This is a genomic window from Arthrobacter cryoconiti (assembly GCF_020905375.1).
In the GTDB taxonomy this organism is placed as follows: Bacteria; Actinomycetota; Actinomycetes; order Actinomycetales; family Micrococcaceae; genus Specibacter; species Specibacter cryoconiti.
Map to the genome: position 1 here is coordinate 404,786 of NZ_JAJJBU010000003.1, position 20,068 is coordinate 424,853.

Below are 20,068 nucleotides of genomic sequence, written 5' to 3' on the forward strand. Positions count from 1 at the left end.
GTCTTGACAGTCCTTACAGCGGCATGGCTGGATCATGCGGCATTGAAGGAAACGTGCGGCGCTGGGCGGAACGGCCCCGGATACGGCAAGATGGAAGAGTGACTAGCCAGCCGGATTCCGCCCAGACCCCTGCCCCGAGCCAAGCCCAGGATTCGCCCGTGCCCCCGGCGCCTGAACGGGAACGGCATGGCGAACTCGTCGAACTGATCCAGAAGTACCGGGCCGCCTATTACAACGACGACGATCCGCTGATCAGCGACGCTGAATTCGACGTTCTCTACAGTGAACTTGAGCGGCTGGAGGGGCTTCACCCGGAACTGGCGAGCAATGACTCGCCAACCCAAGTGGTAGGCGGGGATGTCTCGGTGGCGTTCGCCGCCGTCGAACATCTGGCACGGATGTACTCACTGGAGGACGTATTTTCCCTTGAAGAGCTCACAGCGTGGCTGGCGAAGACAGAAGCATCCGTAGCCAAACTGCATGGGAAGTCTCCCCAATGGCTGACGGAATTGAAGATCGACGGTCTGGCCGTGAACCTGCTCTACCGTGACGGCGTTCTGGTGCGCGCTGCCACCCGCGGGGATGGAACCACGGGCGAGGACATTACACACAACGTCGCCACCATAAAGGACATCCCTCAACGTCTGCACGGCAGCGGTTTTCCGGCGGAGGTGGAGATTCGCGGAGAAGTATTTATTGCTTCGGCGGATTTCATCGCCCTCAACGAGTCAATGGTAGCGGCAGGCAAAGCACCGTTTGCGAACCCGCGAAACTCAGCGGCAGGCTCCTTGCGGCAGAAAGATCCGGCGGAAACTGCCAAACGGCCCCTGAGTATGTATGTTCACGGCATCGGCGCCCGCGAGGGGTTATCGACGCTCAGCCAGTCAGAGACGTATGAGCTGCTGAAATCTTGGGGCATGCCCACCAGCCCATACTTCAAGGTCTTGTCTTCGTTTGAAGAAGTGCTGGACTTCATTGCACACTTCGGCGAACACCGTCACGACCTGATCCATGAAATTGACGGAATTGTGGTGAAAGTGGACGACTTCGGCACGCAGCGCGCCTTGGGACACACTTCCCGGGTTCCGCGCTGGTCAGTGGCCTACAAATACCCGCCTGAAGAGGTCAATACCAAACTGCTGGATATCCGGGTCAACGTGGGCCGCACGGGCCGGGTCACCCCCTATGGGGTGATGACGCCGGTGAAAGTGGCTGGTTCTACTGTGGAAATGGCCACCTTGCACAATCAAGAAGTGGTCAAGGCTAAGGGCGTTTTGATTGGTGACACTGTGGTGCTGCGGAAAGCGGGGGATGTCATACCCGAAATTGTTGGGCCGGTAGTTGCGCTGCGTACCGGTGAAGAACGCGAATTTGTGATGCCAACGCACTGCCCATCCTGCGGGACCGCTTTGGCACCAGCCAAGGAAGGCGACATCGATATTCGCTGTCCCAACGCCCAGTCCTGCCCCGTCCAGCTGACCGAACGCGTGGCACACCTGGCGGGACGTGGAGGATTCGACATTGAGGCGTTGGGTTACGAAGCCGCGGCGGCACTGACGACGGGGCCGGGGCCGAACCCAGCTGACGGCGCCGGAGCCATCACTCCGGCGGGGCCTGGTCCGTTGAGAAGTGAAGCGGACGTCTTCTCCATCGGCGAACTTGACCTGTCCGGCGTCGTGGTGTGGCGTGAGATCCGGGCCAACGGTGCCGGGACTGGCCGCTTCCACCAAGTCCCTTACTTTTACACCAAGGCGACCCCGAAGAAATCGTCAGTACCAACCAAGACCACGGAAAAACTGTTTGAGGAATTGGAAAAGGCTAAGGCGCAGCCGCTCTGGAGGGTGTTGGTCGCCCTGAGCATTCGGCATGTGGGGCCGACGGCCTCACGCGCGCTTGCCACAGCATTTGGTTCCATGAAGGGGATTCGGGAGGCGTCCCAAGAAACTTTGGCGGGCGTGGACGGCGTTGGAGCTATCATTGCTGAAGCCTTGATCGAGTGGTTCTCCGTTGACTGGCATCGCGACATTGTTACGGCGTGGGATGCCGCGGGCGTGCGAATGACTGACGACACCGATGAATCTACGCCGCGCACCTTGGCAGGGCTGACCATTGTGGTCACCGGAACGTTGCCTAACTTCAGCCGTGACGAAGCCAAAGAGGCCATCATCACCAGAGGCGGCAAGGCCTCCGGATCGGTCTCCAAAAATACTTCCTATGTTGTGGCCGGGGAGAACGCGGGCACCAAATTGGACAAAGCCGAATCGCTGGGCCTCACCGTTTTAGACGAGGACGGTTTTGTGAAGTTGCTAGCTCACGGTCCGGCACCGAAATTTGAAAACGACGCACACGAGGAGGACGCATGAATCAGACACCATTGGACGAATTGCTGGAGGTGGCGTTGCGGGCAGCCGCAGCTGGAGCGGACGTGTTGGCGAAACGCGATCCTTCCGGTTTCAGTGCACAGGAAAAGTCGTCTGACGCCGACTGGGTGACGGCGTTCGACGTCGCAGCAGAGCGTGCCGTGCGTACCGTGATCGAAGAGGCACGCCCACACGACGTCATCACGGGTGAGGAGTTGGCCCCGGCGCTGCCGCAGTCGCCCTCCGGTTACCGATGGAGCGTGGACCCACTGGACGGAACCATGAACTTCATTCGCAACATCGCCTATTACGGCACATCGGTGGCCGTGATGGGACCCGCCGGGGAATGGCTGGCAGGGGTCGTCCATGCCCCTGCACTTCGACGAATCTACTTCGCTTCCAAAGGAGAGGGCGCCTGGCTGAAGGAAACCCGGGCCGACGGCGTCGAATCGATCCGCCAGCTCACAGGACCGCTCGAAGCCCGTGGAGGCACACTACTGTCGACGGCGTTGACGTATGAGCCAGCTGTCCGGCGTCGGCTAATATCTGAACTGGACGGACGCATGGACCACTTCGGTGATTTTCGCCGCCTTGGGTCCGCCGCCTTAGAGCTGTGCGCCGTAGCCGAAGGCGGGGTAGACGCCTACCTCGAATACGGACTCTTCGAGCATGATTTCGCTGCCGGGGGACTCATTGCGCAGGAAGCCGGCGCCTGGGTGCACCGCCCTGAGCTCAGCCCAGCTATGAGTGGACTACCCACCCGCGCGGAAGTGCTCGCCGTGTGGACAGCTGCTTGTGTTCCCGGATTAGAAGGATCGTTCGCGCCAAAGAAGTGAGCGGCTCTTCTGAAGTGTTGATGCGCGGTAAGGAAGCTATGAGAACGGATGCCCAGATTTCGGATCAGAAACCGCACCAATCCCTGCCCTGGCAGCCGGTACTGGCGGCGCTGGCTAACGAGTACGCCATGAAGGTTTATGCGCGGCAAGTGCTTATCGATACCCCAGCGGGGATGGCTGAAACGGGAGTTCCTTACCCGGTTGATGCACGTGAGCGGCAGGCGCTGAATAGATTAGTAGCGGTGGGTTTACTTGATCCTGACACCTTTTTACCAATACCTGGAGCCCTCGCTAGGGTTCTTGCGGCTAACGCGACGCCGAAGCGAGAAGGCATTGAGAGGTTTTTTGAAAGCGGAATGCTTACCCGGCTGCCGATGAACGCGGCGCAGCGCCTGGAAGTGCTCGAGCATCTGGCCCAGCGACTGATCCCGACCGAGACTGACCTGGCTGAACTGGATATCAATCGTCTCCTGGCAACCGTAACGCGGGATATTCCCACCCTGCGCCGTGCGCTGGTGGACCATGGGCTGCTGTTGCGCAACGTTGAGGGGAGCCGGTATCGCTCGCCTTCGCATTCATTTGGCAGCTGATGCGGGTTCGGGCGCCGTGGACCCGCATCAGATGCACAATGAGTGGAGTCAGCCTGGCCGCCATCCGTGCTGAGCCAGAGCCTGGGCGAACATGGCAGCTACGTGTTTCTGGCCCCGAGCGAAATCTGCGCCGTACACTTTCACCTGTAGCCACCCGCGGGCGGCAGCGCGCTCGTCACGGGTCCGGTCGTAGAGCTGTTTCCTCGTTGTCTGGTGAATAGCCCCTTCATATTCGCCGCACACCTTGTACTTTTCACACGCCAGATCCGGGTAGGCATCGTATTCTCCTGGTTCGCCATAGATGGTGTGGTTTGGCACAAATTCGGGCAACCCGGCGCTGCGAAGTAGAAGCCGCAATTTAGTCTCTGGAGGCGAGTCAGCCCCCACCCGCATCAACCCCATTGCTTCACGGGCCCTGCCTAAACCCGGCAAATGAAACTTTTCGCCAATGTAGTCCCGCAATTTAGCCTCTGGGACGATTGCGCGCTTGCGTGCTTCAAAATGACGATTGTGTGCACAGATGAGGAAGTCCGCGACCGCGACTAAATCATCCAGATCCAGCACGGAAGCCAGATCCAAGAACGTCCGAGCTGGAGTTGTCACCGGTACGCCGTGGATGGTCATGATCTCACTTCCAGAAAGCAGCATGCTGTGTCCGGTGGCGCCCTTCCGCCGGGGCGTCGACATCCCCGGTTGTCGAGTGAGATGAAGTGTCTTGATATCTTCTGCAAACCACGGCAGCGGCATACCGTGAATCAACGCCGCCGTCACATGGGAAATGCAGACGTCCTGACCCAGATGCACATAGGGCCGGACCCGTTCCACCAACGTTTGCGGGGCATCGTAGGGAACCCGTATTCCCCGGCTGGGACACTGGAGGTCTTTAGCTCGCAGCCGGCTCAGCGTTGCACCTGCCGCCAGCCCCTCACGGAAAGTAAAGGACTGGCTGGCAAGTATGCCGGGAAGTCGGGGTCTAACCACCATGAAAGAAGTCTCGCCTAAAAAGGGAAACCGTGATCTGAGTTATCCACAGGGGCAGTGCTGCTGGCATTTCCGCTCGATTCATTGTGCAGCAGATGCGGGTAAGAGCCGCCTGCACCCGCATCTGCTGCACAATGAATCCGGTGTGCACGTTAAGGACCAGATGAGTGCGGCAGAATGGGAAGGTGCCCTCACCGGCACGTCAACCTGCAAAGTACAAGGAAAATCCCGCGCATGAGTCTGACCGTCCGCCCTATAACACCAACCGACTACGACGCCGTCGCTCGCATCACAGCAGATGCATACCTGGGCGCAGGATACTTTGACAGCACTCAACACCCGTATATGCAAAAGATTCTGCGAGTGGGAGAACGGGCTGCCTTGGCGCCAATCATTGTTGCCGAGAACGGTGACGGGGTCGTTGCTTCGGCAACTTTGGCCCTGCACGGGGATGAATGGGCCGACATCGCGCTACCTGACGAACTTGAATTCCGGCTTCTTGTGGTGGACCCAAATCTCCAACGTAGCGGTGCAGGGACCACCATGGTGAAAGCCATCCTTGAACGGGCACGGGCCATGAATGGTATTTGTGCCGTCAGTCTTACGACGGGCGATGACTGGCACGGTGCCCACGCACTATACGAAAAATTAGGATTCGTCCGCGAACCCGAGCGGGACTGGGTTGTCCCCGAAAACGGCAAACAACTCCTTGTCTATCGCTTGGGACTATAGGGAATCGATGTTGGGGCGCCAGGGCCAGATAACGGAAGAACGTTTCGCCAGCGGATAGGATGAAGTCGACTAATTGGAGGCGGGCGAATGCCACGGACGATGACAACTTCTCGAAGGCACCTCACCGCTGAAAGGCGCCCTGACGCCAACTTCGTTTGGGATAACATCTTCTTTGCCCTCAGCGGCTTGGGCGCACTATGGCTCGCATGGTTGCTGCTCTCGGAATCTCTTTCAGTTGGTTGGTATCTGGTTCCGCTATTCATAGTCTTCTGGCTGGTACTTGCCTACTTGGTGCTGCCACGACTGCACCGGATACTCACATCCATTTACGTCCCCGACTATTTCATTGGTCGTGCCCGCACCAGTGACGGACTTTTGGGAGATCCGATCAACGTGGCTGCCGAGGGCTCCGAAGCTCAGGTTCACGCCGCTATGGTGAGGGCGAACTGGATCAAAGCCGATGATGTGGACCTGCACTCGAGCTGGCGCATCATTACCTCAACGGTGCTGCATCGCAGTTATGACGAGGCTCCGGTGAGCCCACTACTGCTCTTTGGTCGCCAGCAGGACTTCGCCTACCAGCAGGAAGTCGAAGGAAATCCGGCCAAGCGCCACCACGTCCGGTTTTGGCGTTGCCCGGAAGGTTGGTTGCTGCCGGGCGGGTACAAGGCCGACTGGATGGCTGCCGGAACGTTTGACCGGGCCGTGGGCTTTTCCTTGTTCACCTTGCAAATAACGCACAAGATCGACGCCGATACGGACATTGAACGCGACCACATTGTCAAAACGTTGAGCCATAGCGATCCTGCTGTGGGCGTACGGACCATCAAGGATTTCTCCACCGGGTACCACTCACGCAACGGTGGCGGGGACAGCATTGAAACAGACGGCCACTTGCCCGTCGTCGAACTTGGTGAGGTAGATGCCAGCGGTGCCCCGTCATTCATCGGGGCTAAGGCGCAGCAAAAAGCCCGTGCGCGAAAGCGTCCTGTCTCCACACTGATGGGCGTGCTGCTGATGATATTGCGGGTGGTGGTGGGACTAGTTGCAGTGGTCACACTCGAAATGGAACATCAGCAAATCCTCGCAGAGTTGACGTCCGGGGCCGACCCTCTTGAGCGTGAAGTAGTGGATGTGATTTTCAACATCGGGGTTGTGATTTCGGGTATTTGGGCTGTATTTTATCTGTTTCTGGCCATCAAAGTCTTCCAGGGTAGGAACTGGGCCAGGATTACCGCCATGGCGTTCAATGCGTTGACCATTGTGATTACGGCCATAACATTTTTCGGCGGAACGTCAGTGACTCTGCTGGGGGACGTCTTCGGCCTTCCGCTAGATATCCTGATCCTTCTGGCACTTTCGGCCCGGCACTCCAGCATCTGGTCTCGACGCAAGCGTTCCCCCAAGCCCGCTTTGAAAGCGGCCAGGAGCGCACTGTGAATCAACCTGTGGCACGGGCGATAAGCTAGAGGGATACATTTTCTTTTTTCTTACAGGGGAGATCCATGGCTGCGATCAACCGTGAGGACGTGGCGCACCTAGCGCAACTGGCTCACATCGAGATGAGTGACGACGAACTGGACCGCATGGCCAATGAACTGGCAGTGATCGTGGACGCCGTTAAGAGCGTCAGTGAGGCTGCCGGAGACGACGTTCCGGCTACCTCTCACCCAATTCCGCTGACGAACGTCATGCGTGAGGACGTGGTGGGTCATGTGCTCACCGCCGAAGAGGCCCTCTCCGGTGCCCCCGACGCCCAGGACGGCCGCTTCAAGGTGCCCGCAATTTTGGAGGAGAGCTAATCCATGAGTGCCAATGAATTGATCCGTTCCAGCGCCGCCGTGATGGCCGCGAAGCTGGCCGCCGGAGAAGTAACTTCCGTTGAGCTGGTGCAGGCGCACCTTGATCGCATTGCGGCCGTCGACGGCGGCGATCGGGGCGTCCACGCTTTCCTGCACGTCAACACCGAGGAAGCCCTCGCTGTTGCTGCCGACGTCGACGCCCGCCGTGCTGCCGGCGAAGAATTGCACGAACTTGCAGGTGTCCCCATTGCCGTCAAGGACTTGATCGTCACGAAGGGCCAGCCCACTACGGCAGGCTCAAAGTTCCTTGAGGGTTGGATGAGCCCCTATGACGCAACTGTCATCAAGAAGCTCCGCGCCGCCCGTATGCCAATCCTGGGTAAAACCAACCTTGACGAATTTGCCATGGGTTCCTCCACCGAACACTCGGCCTACGGTCCCACCCGCAATCCGTGGGATTTGGACCGTATCCCCGGCGGTTCCGGCGGTGGCTCTGCGGCCGCAGTCGCCGCCTTCGAAGCGCCACTTGCACTGGGCACTGATACGGGTGGTTCCATCCGCCAGCCAGGTGCCGTCACGGGCACCGTTGGCGTTAAGCCGACTTACGGTGCGGTTTCGCGCTACGGAGCCATCGCTATGGCCTCCTCGCTGGATCAGATTGGCCCGGTCTCACGCACGGTCCTGGACTCGGCTTTACTCCAAGAAGTTATTGGTGGGCACGATCCCTTCGATTCAACATCGCTGAGTGACCCCTCCACAGGGCTTGCCGCCGCTGCCCGCTTGGGCAATGTTGAGGGCATGAAGATCGGCATCATCAAGGAACTGCACGGTGAGGGCTACCAGAGCGGGGTTGAGACTCGTTTCAACGAATCCCTGGAGCTGTTGCGCGGTGCTGGCGCCGAGATCATCGAGATCTCCTGCCCGAATTTTGGCTACGCCTTGGGCGCCTACTACCTGATCATGCCCTCTGAAGCGTCTTCGAATTTGGCCAAGTTCGACGGCGTCCGCTTCGGTATGCGCACATTGCCCACCGAGGGTTCAATCACCATTGAGCGGGTCATGTCCGCCACCCGCGCAGCTGGTTTTGGTGATGAAGTTAAGCGCCGCATTATCTTGGGCACCTATGCTCTTTCGGCTGGTTACTACGACGCCTACTATGGTTCCGCGCAGAAGGTGCGCACGCTGATCCAGCGAGACTTTGCTGCAGCCTTTGCTCAGGTCGATGTACTGATATCCCCGACGACGCCCACAACGGCGTTCAAACTTGGCGAAAAGATCGATGACCCGTTGTCGATGTACCTGAACGACGTCGCTACCATCCCGGCGAACTTGGCCGGAGTTCCGGGCCTGACGTTGCCAGGGGGGCTGGCTGACGAAGATGGGTTGCCCGTCGGCATTCAGTTGCTGGCTCCGGCACGTGAAGATGCCCGACTGTACCGCGTGGGCGCTGTGCTGGAGTCCTTGCTCGAGGCCCAGTGGGGCGGACCCCTGCTTGACCGTGCACCTGCGTTGGCACAAAATTCAGCCAAGGAGGCTAACTAATGAGCGTTGATACCATCTTGAGCTTTGAAGAAGCCATGGAAAAGTATGATCCCGTCTTGGGCTTTGAGGTCCACGTGGAGCTGAACACCAAGACCAAGATGTTCTCCTCCGCGCCTAACGAGTTTGGCGATGCGCCGAACACCAACGTCAACGAGGTGTGCCTGGGACTGCCCGGGGTGCTCCCGGTGGTCAACAAGAAAGCAGTGGAGTCCTCGATCCTGATCGGTTTGGCGCTGAACTGCAAGATTGCTGAGCATTGCACCTTTGCTCGTAAGCAGTATTTTTATCCTGACACCCCGAAGAACTTCCAGACCTCCCAGTACGAGGACCCGATCTGCTACGACGGTTGGTTGGACATTGAATTGGAAGACGGCACGATCTTCCGTGTGGAGATCGAACGCGCCCACATGGAAGAGGATGCTGGCAAACTCACTCATATGGGTGGTGCTACGGGTCGTATCCAGGGCGCAGACTTCTCCTTGGTGGATTACAACCGCTCCGGCGTGCCGCTGGTGGAAATCGTCACCAAGCCAATCGAGGGAGCGGGTTCCCGCGCCCCTGAACTGGCGAAGGCTTACGTCGCCGCTGTGCGGGAGATCGTGAAGAACTTGGGCGTCTCGGATGCCAAGATGGAACGTGGGAATGTGCGTTGCGACGCCAACGTTTCATTGCGTCCGTATGGCCAGGAAAAGTTTGGGACGCGTACAGAGACGAAGAACGTGAACTCCTTGCGCGCCGTCGAGAACGCTGTGAAGTTTGAGATTCAGCGCCATGGCGCCGTTCTGGATTCTGGTGTGAAAATTATTCAGGAAACCCGCCACTGGCACGAGGACACCAAGTCGACGACGTCCGGGCGCCCCAAGTCCGACGCCGACGATTACCGGTACTTCCCGGAGCCGGATTTGGTGCCGATTGTCACCACATCCGAATGGGTGGAAGAATTGCGCTCCCGCCTGCCCGAGCCGCCAGCTGCCCGCCGCAAGCGTCTGCAAGCGGATTGGGGCTACACGGATCTGGAGTTCCGCGACGTTGTCAACGCCGCACTGTTGGACGAAATTGAGGAGACGGTCACTGCCGGAGCCTCGGCTGCGGCAGCCCGCAAGTGGTGGATGGGTGAGATTGCTCGGCGCGCAAAGCTGGCCGACGTCGACCCCGCAGCTTTGGGTGTCAGCCCTGCCGTCGTTGTGGAAATTGAGAAGCTCATCGCTTCCGGTGCCATCAATGACAAGCTGGCCCGCAAAGTTCTGGACGGCGTTCTTGAAGGTGAGGGGACGCCGAGCGAAATCGTTGCGAAGCGTGGCCTCGCAGTGGTTTCCGACGATGCCCCGCTGCAAAAGGCGATCGATGAGGCACTAGCTGCACAGCCCGATGTTGCTGCGAAGATTCGCGCTGGGAAGATTCAGGCAGTCGGAGCCATCGTGGGCGGTGTCATGAAGGCCACCCGTGGACAGGCCGACGCCGGCCGCGTGCGTGAGCTGATCTTGGCCACACTTGGAGTCGAAGGCTAACACCAGGTCATGGCGGCGCCTGTTTGCGCTTTTCGCGCCCGGTTAACCGGGCGCGAAAAGCGCAAACAGGCGCCGTTGCTGTAACTGGCGGCATGGGAGGATGAACGCATGAGTTATGTTTGGGAAATCCGTGCCCGAGTCCAGTTCGAGGGGGACTCCCACGTCATGGAGGACAGCTGTGGATTTTTCGGCCGGCACGCGTGGGTGATCGACGGTGCCACACCATTACTTGAACAAATAGGACTACCTGCAAGTTCTGACCCGCAATGGCTGGCCCAGACACTGTCTCTGGCGTTCGCTACGGCCGCTCTCCATGCTGCTGATAGCCGTTCGCTACTTGCGAGTGCTCTAGAGGCCATTGATGCTGCCGCTATACCGTTGGTAGGTCACGAAATTACGCGTTTTCCGAGTGCGGCCGTCTCAGTTTTGACCCTGACCGACGACGGCGTAGAGGTCGCTGGGCTGGCGGACTGCACCGTGGTGGTCGGCACCCTGGAAGGTGGAGTGCATATGGTGCGTGCCGAAGCTGCGGATGCTCGGGTGGACCTTGAGGCTGCACGCCGCACCGTGGACGCGCCAGAACGGCACCGACTCCTTCGGCGTGATCGTGAATTGCGCAATACGCCCGGCAATTTGTGGGTGGCGCGGAGGGAAGCCAGAGCGGCGGACCATGCCCACGTGGAGCGTTTTGGGATGCCCGAAATCGTAGTTTTGGCCAGCGATGGAGCGTGGCGTGCGGTGGACCTTGGCTTGGTCAGCGGCCCCGAGGAGTTTCTTCAGCGCACCAGTTCCACTCTTGGTGCGCTGAATTTGATGCACGAACTACGGCGCAAACAAGCTGATATCGGCGAGGTTTCCGACGATGCAACGGTGCTGACGCTGGCTCCCATCCCGGTCCAGGCACTGATCCCCTCGCCGTGAACACGCGCATGGGTTGGCTGGAGTTGCCGCCGAACGTCAGAACTGGCGTCGAGGAACTGCTTGGAGAGCGGGTGATCGAGGCGGCCACACAATCTGGTGGTTTCTCTCCGGGCTCCGCGGACCGGGTGCGCTTGGCCTCCGGCCGGCGGGTATTTGTCAAAGCCGTCAGCTCCGAAGTCAACCTGGACTCCGCGCTCTTGCACCGCCGCGAAGCCATTATTACCGCAGCGCTCCCGCCAGGTGTACCCGCGCCGGATCTGCTGGGCATCTACGACGACGGCATCTGGGTCGCGTTGGCCTTAGCCGACGTTGACGGATCGCACCCGCGTAGACCGTGGGCTGATGCGCAGGCTTCCTCGGTGCTGACAGCGTTGGAGGAAATTGGTGCGGTGCCCCTGCCTCCCGGGTTGGAGTTGGCGCGCAGCGAAGTTACTTTGCGGAGAGCGTTTATGGGTTGGGAAAAGCTGCACAAGCACCCACTCGACTCATTGGATTCTTGGGCGGACAGCAATCTGGAGTTGCTGATTCAACTGGCCCGCCGAGGGACAGCCGCCATGGCGGGGGAGTCGTTGGTCCACGGGGATCTAAGGGCTGACAACATTCTCTTAACCACTCAGGGCGTCATGTTGATCGACTGGCCCCACGCAAATCGGGGTGCTCCTTGGCTTGATTGCCTCTCAGTGCTCATTGATGTCAATACTGACCACCCGCCCGGTCATGCGCAGTCAATGGTGGCTCGGTCTAGAATCCTGGCTGGGGTCGATCCGCGTGATGTGACTGGAGTCCTCGCTGGCTGGGCCGGCTACTATTTGGAGATGTCCCGACGGGAGCCACCTCCCGGTATTGACTCATTGCGCAGTTTCCAGCGAAAAGTGGCCGACGCCCTAATCCGGTGGTTGCGTCAACGCCTGGGCAACTCACCCGGCGACGGTGCGGAATCCGGCGTTGCCACTGGCTGATTCGGGGGAGTTGGAACTACGGGCTGCCAGACGGTAGCGGTTGCAGTAGGACTCATGGCATAGGTAGGAACCTCCGCGCATGACGCGCCCACGCCCGATCGTTGGTCCGGGAGGATCATCAACGATGCCTTTGGCGAGGCAGCTTTTATAGTATTTGGGTAGGAACCAATCAGCACACCACTCCCACACATTCCCGCTGGTTTGGAATAGTCCGTAGCCGTTGGGCAAAAAGCTGCGCACCGGCGCTGTGGTGAGAAAACCGTCCTCGCCCGTGTTCTCGTCCGGGAACGTGCCCTGAAAAATATTGCAATGGTGAAGTGTGCGTCCGTCCTCGGCCGTGCCATGCAACTCGTTGCCCCACGGATACCGGTTCTGTGTCAGCGTGCCCCGGGCGGCGTACTCCCATTGGGCTTCAGTGGGCAGCGCCCGCCCGGCCCAGGCACAGTAAGCAAGTGCATCGTTGTGGGATACCTGTGTCACTGGATGATCCGGGATCTCGACCCAGTTCGAGGAAGGGCCGGCGGGGTGTGCCCAGTCGGCGCCGCGCACGTTAAGCCACCACGGCGTTCCGGCGGCGGTGCCAAGAATGTCTTTCTTTTGGGCCGCAACGGCTAAATGAAATACTGCGGAGCTGCCGTAAACTTCCGATTCCGTGCGGTGGCCGGTGGCATCAACGAACTCCGCAAACTGGGCGTTGCTGACGGCGGTCGCATCGATTCTGAACGCGGAAATATTTACTGGGTGGACGGGTGTCTCTCCGTCGGCTGGATAACCTTCGTCAAAAGGGTCACCCATACTAAAACAACCGGCGGGAATGGGAACGTCACGGTTGCTGGCCCCTGTGCTGGCAGAAGTGCGTGCAGACATCGGGTTGGCCGCCGGGTGCCGTCCCACACTGAGGGGGGACGGCACCGCGATTCCGGGCTGTTCGCCGGTGATGGGGGGACGTTCGCCTGGGCTGCAGCAACCTGACAATGTGCTCTCCTTCGAAGGGTGATTGATGGTGAGTTTTTGATGTCGGCGGCAAAACCCAAGTAAGTCGTATCTTGCACAAGCTAGGTGAGCACCAGCTTATGCGAGTGCGCCCATGGGATCCCATGCTGGCAGCACGGTGGGTTCGGTCTCAAGTGCCTGCACTAGCTCTGAAGATAGACGGCTCTTCTCCACCACAATCTCGAAGACGTAGTCATCGAACCAGTTGTCGGCCATGGTGTAAAAGCCTTGGTCACCATTTTCTTCGCCCCAGCTGTTCTCTACGCGCCAGCGGCGAGTCTGGCCTTCAAGAACATCCACACCGGTCAGTAGCATGGCGTGCGTCATAGCTGATGCCCCGTAACGGACGCGGGTTTCTTTATCCATGGCTAGCTCGGCGTCGTAGAGACCCGCGTAGTCGTAGAGACGTGCATCCCAGATCCCGTCTTTTCGCGCCATCTGAGGTCCTACATCACAGCCGAACCAAACGGGCTGCCCGTCCAAAATGGCTTCCTTGGCTAAACGTTTGGCAAGGCTGATGTCCACGTTCAGGTAACGTACCGGTGCCGCCCCCACCACATTGCCCAGGTGTTCCACTGTTAGAGTGCTGCCCTTGGGATGCTCGGCTCGAGGATCATCAACCAAGCAGACATAGTCGCTAAGAGTGATGGTGGTGTATTTGGCTAGGAATTCCTGCGGGGTCAGCACTCCCTCGCGATGGAACACTTTCTTGTCATCGCTATAGTCCCATTCGAAGGAAGTGGGCGGTGTGCCAAGGTGCAGGGAGAGGATCCGGTGAACTTCGGTGATGATCCGTTCACGTGCCTGATCTTCGCCGGCCACGTCACCGGCATTGCGCAGAGTGCGTAATTCATGTGCGCCGCGGCGCAATAAGGAGGCGAGAACTGAATTCATCCGGCCAGTGTTGGAGGAGGATTCAGTTTCCGGCATGGCGGACTTGGGGACGGCACCGTACTTGGTGAAGATGTTCACGGCCATGTCCCACTGGCCGCCGTCGCCCATCACCGTCTGGAGCAGGTAGGAAACCAGGCGGTCGTCCTCGGGCCGCTCCGCGGTTTCCAGGATGGACTGCATAAAGTAGTTGGCGCGCTCCAACTTATCGAAGTACATGGCGTAATTTTGGGAGAATTCAAACTCTTTGACATCCATGACCTCCTTGGCGCCGGTGCGCAAAAGGTTCAATGCTGCGAAGAGCCAGCACCTTCCGGACTTCTTCTGGTTGGTGACTTTCCAGTCATCGATGCGGTTGGAGACAGTAGTGGAAAGAGAAGTGGCCAGCTGATGGTCGACGGCGAGCTCGTCAACGCTGACTCGTGCAATGGCATTTTGCGTACGTTTGAGGACCGGATCGGCGGCGAATGAGTTGTGCAGGGCCGCGACGTGACCGGGAGTCAGGGAAGAGGCGTGGGAAGTGACGGAGAGATCTGTGATCGTAGTCATGTCTTCCGTTCTATCCTGATTCGGGTGCCGCAGCAAACTTCCAGCTAAGACTGATAGTGCGAAGTTCAGCGCACCATCTCGCTCATGACGAGCGCGAGGGCATCAGCGACCAGCATCACAGATGTGCGTTTTAGATTCTCCGGACGGACCAACAGGTCGATCCGGCGTCGCGTGCTGATCCCTGTCAGCGGCCGTAGCGTCACGCCGGGGCTCAGCGCGGGACTTGACGTGAACCGGGGAAGTAAGCCGATGACGTCCCCGGTGGAGACCAATGCTGCTGCCGTGGAGTAGTCGTTGATCCGATGAACCACATTTACCGGGCGGCTGGCCACCGCACCAATAGCGGAAAGGACGTCGGCAGGAGAGTAACCGCTGCGGCTGGCAACCCACGGATAGTTCACCACGTCCTGTGGGGACAAAGACTCGTGCGCTGCCAGGGGGTGATCCACGGCCAAGGCGATATCCAAGGGTTCGTGGGCGAGAGGGATCACGTGGACTTGCTTCTGTGGCCAGGCAGGGCTGTGATCCATCCTGTGTGCTAGCACCAGATCGTAGCGCGCCGTCAGTGCGGGAAAGTCTTGCTGGGCAACGTCCTCGTCGGTGAGCCGGACCCGGGGAACGCCCGCTGCGCCGTCGCTCTCATTCTCACGCAGTAGCGCCAGCCGGCGCACGAGTGGGGCGAAGAGCGCCTGGCCTGCGCTGTGGAAGCCGCTCACAGAGACGGTGCCGGAGCCGTCGTGCTGGTAAACGCCAATGGCAGCGTGTGCCGTGGCCATGGCGTTGATGACGTCGGCGCCGGCGTCGGCCAGTACCTTTCCAGCATCCGTGAGGACCAGATTTCTGCCGTCTTTGCGGGTCAGCGGCGTATCAACTTGGCGTTGCAGGAGGGAGATTTGCTGGGATACGGCGGATGGGGTGACAGACAGGGCCTCGGCGACAGCTTTGACACTCCCCAGTTCGCCGAGCTCGCGCAGCATTTGCAGTTGATGAAGTTCCACGCCGCCAGCTTATCATTTAGCATTCGCTTAATCGATGATGGAGTAAATGTCGATTGTGCTAAATGATTTTAAAGACTGTAATGGGTAAGCCAACCCCTAAGAACAGGAAAGTCGCCCATGAAAGCTCTGTATAAGTCCGGCGCTCACGCAGGATTCGAACTTGTCGACCGTCCCGAGCCGGAACCTGGTGTCCGCGACGTGAAAATTAAGGTCGCAGCAGCGGGCCTCTGCGGCACTGACTTACACATCCAATCTTGGGACGCATGGGCCGCCGCAAACATTAACGCTCCGCTGATTGCCGGGCACGAATTTTACGGAGAAGTTGTAGAGGTTGGCCGGGACGTCCACAGCGTGGCGGTGGGAGACCGGGTATCCGGAGAAGGCCACGTGGTCTGCGGAATGTGCCGCAACTGCCGTGCGGGCCGCCGCCATATGTGCATCAACACGGTTTCTGTGGGTGTCCAGCGCGACGGCGCTTTCGCTGAGTACGTTGTTATCCCAGAATCAAATGTGTGGGTCCATCACGATCCAACGGTGACCGCTGAACTAGGCGCCATCTTCGACCCCCTGGGCAATGCCGTCCACACGGCCCTCAGCTTTGGCCTGGTGGGAGAGGACGTGCTGATTACCGGTGCTGGGCCCATTGGGCTGATGGCCGTGGCCGTGGCTCGTCATGCCGGAGCACGCAAGATCGCGATCACCGACGTCTCCGAACCGCGCCTGGCGATGGCAGCTTCGATGGGTGCCGATTTGGCCGTCAATGTCGCCAAGACCCGTCTCAAGGACGCCCAACGCGAGCTTGGTTTGCGGGAAGGCTTCGATGTAGGGATGGAAATGTCTGGCCATCCCACTGCTCTGCCGGAGATGATAGAGAACATGAACCACGGCGGCCGCATAGCTATGCTGGGCTTACCCAGTCAATCGATCGATATCAATTGGGGCAAAGTGGTCACCCACATGCTCACGCTCAAGGGAATTTACGGTCGGGAAATGTTTGAAACCTGGTACGCCATGAGCGCCATGCTTTCCTCGAACCCGGTGTTGCGTAAGGCGGTATCTTCCGTGGTCACCGACAGGCTTCCTGCCACCGAGTGGGAGCAGGCGTTTGAGATCGCACGCTCAGGCCGGGGTGGCAAAGTTGTCCTTGACTGGTCCGTCTTCTCTTAGAACGCACGCCACTTTTTTACGAAGGAGCACCATGTACACCTCGATGAAGGACCAGCTCAACGCTGAACTGGCAGAAATTCGCACCGCAGGCCTGTTCAAAACTGAGCGCGTCATCACTTCCGCCCAATCCAGCCACGTCACGGCCGGCCCGCTGGACGGTGCAGCGGCCCCCGTGCTGAACTTTTGCGCCAACAATTACCTTGGTCTCGCCGATCATCCCGAGATCATTGCCTGCGCCAAATCTGCCATGGACAGTCACGGTTTCGGCATGGCTAGTGTGCGCTTTATCTGTGGCACACAGGACCTGCACTTACAGCTGGAGGCAGCGGTCTCGCGCTTCCTGGGCACCGAGGACACCATCCTCTTTTCCTCCTGCTTTGACGCCAATGGCGGCGTTTTTGAATCGCTGTTCGGTGCCGAGGACGCCATCATCTCCGACGCCCTGAATCACGCCTCCATCATTGATGGCATCCGGTTGTCCAAGGCTGCACGCTTTCGCTATGCCAATCAGGACATGGCTGATTTGGAGCTTCAGTTGCAGGCCGCATCCGCATTGCACGACGGCGCCGGGGCACGACGTACGGTGATCGTCACTGACGGTGTGTTCTCCATGGACGGGTTTCTAGCTCCGCTGGAGGCGATCTGCGATCTCGCCGAACAGTACGGGGCGCTTGTCATGGTGGATGATTCCCATGCTGTTGGCTTTATGGGTTCCACCGGTGCCGGTACTCCAGAACATGCTGGCGTCAGCGAACGGATCGATATCTACACAGGTACCTTCGGAAAGGCTTTGGGAGGAGCCTCCGGTGGTTATGTGTCTGGCCGCCGCGAGATAGTAGCGATGCTGCGTCAGAAGGCACGTCCTTATCTGTTCTCCAACTCCCTGGCTCCGGCCATTGTTGCCGCCACACTCAAGGCGCTGGAACTTGTGGCTGGTTCTGCGGAGCTGCGCACCAAGCTCTTCGAAAACGCTGCTCTGTTCCGGCGTCGCATGTCCGAGGAGGGCTTTGAACTTCTGCCCGGCGAGCACGCGATAGTGCCCGTCATGTTCGGCGATGCTCTCGAAGCCGCCCGGGTGGCCGATTCCATGCTGTCCCATGGTGTCTACGTCACCGCGTTCAGCTTCCCCGTGGTGCCTCGAGGGGCCGCGCGCATCCGGGTCCAGCTCTCCGCGGCTCACAGCGCGGACGACGTCGAAGCCTGCGTGGGCGCTTTTGTCGCCGCGCGCAGCGGTAACGAAGCGGTTTAGCGGCCATGCGCTCGCGGCCTATCCCTCGGGTGGTACTCGGCGTACCGCCGAGTGCGCCGCCTGCGCAAGCGGCAGCTGCAGAGCCCGCCGGACCTGCTGAGCCTGCTGGAACTGCTGAGCAGGCCGGGCAGCCTGCAGAGGCCGCTGGAACTGCTGAGGCCGCCGGACCTGCTGAGCCGGCCGGACCTGCTGGGCCACTGTCCGAGGATCAGGTGGCTAGCGGGCTGGCGTCTGATGTGCTGGCTGCGCAGCCTGCTGCCGTTCCTGCTGCCGATCCTGCTGCCGTTCCTGCTGACATGACTTCTGCTCTGGATGTCCAGCCGGCGGATAGCGCTTCGAGTGGCTCGACGTTTACGCTTGCGGCCACTGCGCATCGACTGGGGGAGACACTCCTTGACTTCGCGGCGCCGTTACCCGTGCCAGCGCGGGATATCACTGGCGTTTGGCTTGCGGAGACGGGTGCCCAGTTGCTGCTCCGAGCGGGCACCCTGATTTTGGCACCAGGTGCACGAACAAGTGACGAGACGTCTTTGCTGATGACTGCGGCCTTGAAAGCGGAGGCCGCCGGTGTGGTCTTCGGCGCCCGAGCGAACGTTGACGCGCAGCGGTGTCAAGACGCAGTGGACGCGGGACTGGCAGTGATCACCCTGGCACCTGGCGCCTCCTGGTTGCAGTTGGCCTCCGTGCTGCAAACCTTAGTGGGTGGTCACAGTGAGGTCCCTGCGGACGACTACCGTGAGGGCCAGTCCACTGACCTTTTTGATGTAGCAAACTCTGTGGCCGCCATCTTGGGTGGGCCAGCGACCATCGAAAACATGGACTCTCGAATTCTGGCGTTCTCCGCTGACCAGGCCGCCGGGGATGAGATCCGCAAACAATCGGTGCTGGGCCATCAGGTGCCCTACGAATACGCGCAGCAGCTTCGGCAACTTGGCGTGTTCCGGGCCGTTAATGATTCGGACGAACCCGTCTTTCTTCCGTCGCTTGGACCTGGTGTCCTACCGCGCGTAGGGATGCGAGTACGTGCCGGGAGCCAAAATTTGGGCTCCATCTGGGTTGTCGTGGATGAACCGCCCAACGCGCACCGCAACCGTACCTTGATGGAGGCGGCAGACATTGTGGCCTTAAGCATGCTGCGAACACGCACAGCCGCCGACGCCGCTGCCAGGCTTCGTTACGGACTGCTGGTCATGCTGTTGGAGGGGGGTGCCGCCGCCGAGGAAACGGCCGCCCGTAGCGGCTTTGGTGGGCAGGCTGCCGTCGTCATGGCCGCCGGGCTGCGCCGCAGCGACGCCGATACGGCCGAAACCGATACAGAAGCCGAGACTGAGGCCGAGCTGGAAAGACTCGCGAACGCCGTCGGCCTGCATCTTCATGCAGCCAACGCGCTCTCTGTAGTGGCCCGCCTAGGAGGGCACGTTTACGCGGTGTTCCCCGTGGGTCGAAAGTCCGGCGGTGAGCAGTCCGCACGTCGGGTGGCCGGTGAGGTTGCAGCGCGGCTGCACAGCTCCCAGGTGGTGGTGGGTCTTGGCCCAGTGGTAGCTTCGGCAGGCCGCCTCAACCGTTCACGCGTTGGCGCTGACTCGGCACTGAGGGTACTCCTCTCGCGACGTGGGAGTGAAAAGTCCGCAATGGTTGCGAGTGGAGATGAGGTTCAGGTCGAGGCGGTCATGCTTGCCCTGAGAGACTCCTTGGTGGCAGGACGGGAACGGCCAGCCGGGCCGCTGGCCTTGCTCATAGCGCATGATGCGGCACATGGAGGGGACCTGGTAGCCACACTGGCGCTTTGGCTGGATTCCTTCGGCGACGTCGCAGCGGCGTCCGCGGCGCTGCATGTTCACCAAAATACGTTCCGATACCGGCTGCGCAAACTGCGTGAAGTGGCCCGGATCGATCTTTCCGACCCCGAAGAACGATTCGCGCTCATGCTTCAACTCAGACTTTTTGAGGTAACCGCAAAAAATTCCTAAATGATGAACTCGACATATTT

General features: G+C 59.8%; 18 protein-coding genes. 14 read left to right on the forward strand and 4 right to left on the reverse strand.

Annotated elements, in window-relative coordinates; all coding sequences use genetic code 11:
• Positions 1–23 precede the first annotated feature (23 nt).
• The 3 genes from ligA to LOH53_RS01935 are packed head-to-tail and all read left to right on the forward strand — an operon-like array spanning position 24 to position 3,786.
• Positions 24–2,363 (forward strand): NAD-dependent DNA ligase LigA, encoded by a 2,340-nt coding sequence (gene ligA, locus LOH53_RS01925; protein WP_230066021.1) that lies wholly within the window; start codon positions 24–26, stop codon positions 2,361–2,363.
• The gene (locus LOH53_RS01930; protein WP_230066022.1) at positions 2,360–3,196 is read left to right on the forward strand and encodes an inositol monophosphatase family protein; all 837 of its coding nucleotides are present in this window, start codon (positions 2,360–2,362) and stop codon (positions 3,194–3,196) included. The genes ligA and LOH53_RS01930 overlap by 4 nt, the downstream gene beginning before the upstream one ends.
• A gap of 38 nt (positions 3,197–3,234) precedes the next feature.
• The gene (locus LOH53_RS01935; RefSeq protein ID WP_230066023.1) at positions 3,235–3,786 is read left to right on the forward strand and encodes a DUF2087 domain-containing protein; all 552 of its coding nucleotides are present in this window, start codon (positions 3,235–3,237) and stop codon (positions 3,784–3,786) included.
• 48 nt (positions 3,787–3,834) lie between these two features.
• Here LOH53_RS01935 and LOH53_RS01940 read toward each other — a convergent pair whose 3' ends face one another.
• Entirely contained in the window at positions 3,835–4,770 is a 936-nt protein-coding gene (locus tag LOH53_RS01940; protein ID WP_230066024.1) for a hypothetical protein, read from the reverse strand.
• Between LOH53_RS01940 and LOH53_RS01945 the strand changes: the two genes are divergently transcribed.
• From LOH53_RS01945 to LOH53_RS01980, 8 genes are all read left to right on the forward strand, one after another.
• The gene (locus LOH53_RS01945) at positions 4,769–5,005 is read left to right on the forward strand and encodes a hypothetical protein (protein WP_230066025.1); all 237 of its coding nucleotides are present in this window, start codon (positions 4,769–4,771) and stop codon (positions 5,003–5,005) included. The two genes, LOH53_RS01940 and LOH53_RS01945, sit on opposite strands and share 2 nt — an antisense overlap.
• Positions 5,002–5,499: a GNAT family N-acetyltransferase gene (locus LOH53_RS01950; protein ID WP_230066026.1), complete on the forward strand. Its 498-nt coding sequence runs from the start codon at positions 5,002–5,004 to the stop codon at positions 5,497–5,499. The genes LOH53_RS01945 and LOH53_RS01950 overlap by 4 nt, the downstream gene beginning before the upstream one ends.
• A gap of 87 nt (positions 5,500–5,586) precedes the next feature.
• A complete protein-coding gene (locus tag LOH53_RS01955; protein WP_230066027.1) occupies positions 5,587–6,939 on the forward strand; it encodes an LssY C-terminal domain-containing protein in 1,353 nt (450 codons plus the stop codon).
• A gap of 65 nt (positions 6,940–7,004) precedes the next feature.
• Complete coding sequence (gene gatC / locus LOH53_RS01960; RefSeq protein WP_230066028.1) at positions 7,005–7,301, forward strand: Asp-tRNA(Asn)/Glu-tRNA(Gln) amidotransferase subunit GatC; 297 nt, start codon at positions 7,005–7,007, stop codon at positions 7,299–7,301.
• A gap of 3 nt (positions 7,302–7,304) precedes the next feature.
• The gene (gatA, locus tag LOH53_RS01965) at positions 7,305–8,843 is read left to right on the forward strand and encodes an Asp-tRNA(Asn)/Glu-tRNA(Gln) amidotransferase subunit GatA (RefSeq protein ID WP_230066029.1); all 1,539 of its coding nucleotides are present in this window, start codon (positions 7,305–7,307) and stop codon (positions 8,841–8,843) included.
• A complete protein-coding gene (gatB, locus tag LOH53_RS01970; protein WP_230066030.1) occupies positions 8,843–10,351 on the forward strand; it encodes an Asp-tRNA(Asn)/Glu-tRNA(Gln) amidotransferase subunit GatB in 1,509 nt (502 codons plus the stop codon). Before gatA ends, gatB begins: the two co-directional genes overlap by 1 nt.
• A gap of 108 nt (positions 10,352–10,459) precedes the next feature.
• On the forward strand, positions 10,460–11,272 hold the full coding sequence (locus LOH53_RS01975) for a hypothetical protein (RefSeq protein WP_230066031.1): 813 nt from the start codon (positions 10,460–10,462) through the stop codon (positions 11,270–11,272).
• Entirely contained in the window at positions 11,269–12,231 is a 963-nt protein-coding gene (locus LOH53_RS01980) for a phosphotransferase family protein (protein WP_230066032.1), read from the forward strand. The genes LOH53_RS01975 and LOH53_RS01980 overlap by 4 nt, the downstream gene beginning before the upstream one ends.
• Here the strand turns inward: LOH53_RS01980 and LOH53_RS01985 are convergent.
• The 3 genes from LOH53_RS01985 to LOH53_RS01995 form a co-directional block, all read right to left on the reverse strand.
• Positions 12,190–13,098 carry a formylglycine-generating enzyme family protein gene (locus tag LOH53_RS01985; protein ID WP_230066227.1) on the reverse strand — a complete coding sequence of 303 codons (909 nt, stop codon included), beginning with the start codon at positions 13,096–13,098 and terminating at the stop codon, positions 12,190–12,192. The two genes, LOH53_RS01980 and LOH53_RS01985, sit on opposite strands and share 42 nt — an antisense overlap.
• 204 nt (positions 13,099–13,302) lie before the next feature.
• On the reverse strand, positions 13,303–14,664 hold the full coding sequence (locus tag LOH53_RS01990; RefSeq protein WP_230066033.1) for a C1 family peptidase: 1,362 nt from the start codon (positions 14,662–14,664) through the stop codon (positions 13,303–13,305).
• A 65-nt stretch (positions 14,665–14,729) separates the two neighbouring features.
• Positions 14,730–15,662: a LysR family transcriptional regulator gene (locus tag LOH53_RS01995; RefSeq protein ID WP_230066034.1), complete on the reverse strand. Its 933-nt coding sequence runs from the start codon at positions 15,660–15,662 to the stop codon at positions 14,730–14,732.
• A gap of 117 nt (positions 15,663–15,779) precedes the next feature.
• Between LOH53_RS01995 and tdh the strand changes: the two genes are divergently transcribed.
• From tdh to LOH53_RS02010, 3 genes are read left to right on the forward strand one after another with little or no spacing between them, the layout of a single operon-like run.
• A complete protein-coding gene (gene tdh / locus LOH53_RS02000; protein ID WP_230066035.1) occupies positions 15,780–16,829 on the forward strand; it encodes an L-threonine 3-dehydrogenase in 1,050 nt (349 codons plus the stop codon).
• Positions 16,830–16,860: 31 nt separating this feature from the next.
• Positions 16,861–18,078, forward strand: a complete 1,218-nt coding sequence (locus tag LOH53_RS02005; RefSeq protein WP_230066036.1) for a glycine C-acetyltransferase — start codon at positions 16,861–16,863, stop codon at positions 18,076–18,078.
• Positions 18,079–18,083: 5 nt separating this feature from the next.
• On the forward strand, positions 18,084–20,048 hold the full coding sequence (locus LOH53_RS02010; protein WP_230066037.1) for a PucR family transcriptional regulator: 1,965 nt from the start codon (positions 18,084–18,086) through the stop codon (positions 20,046–20,048).
• Positions 20,049–20,068: the final 20 nt, after the last annotated feature.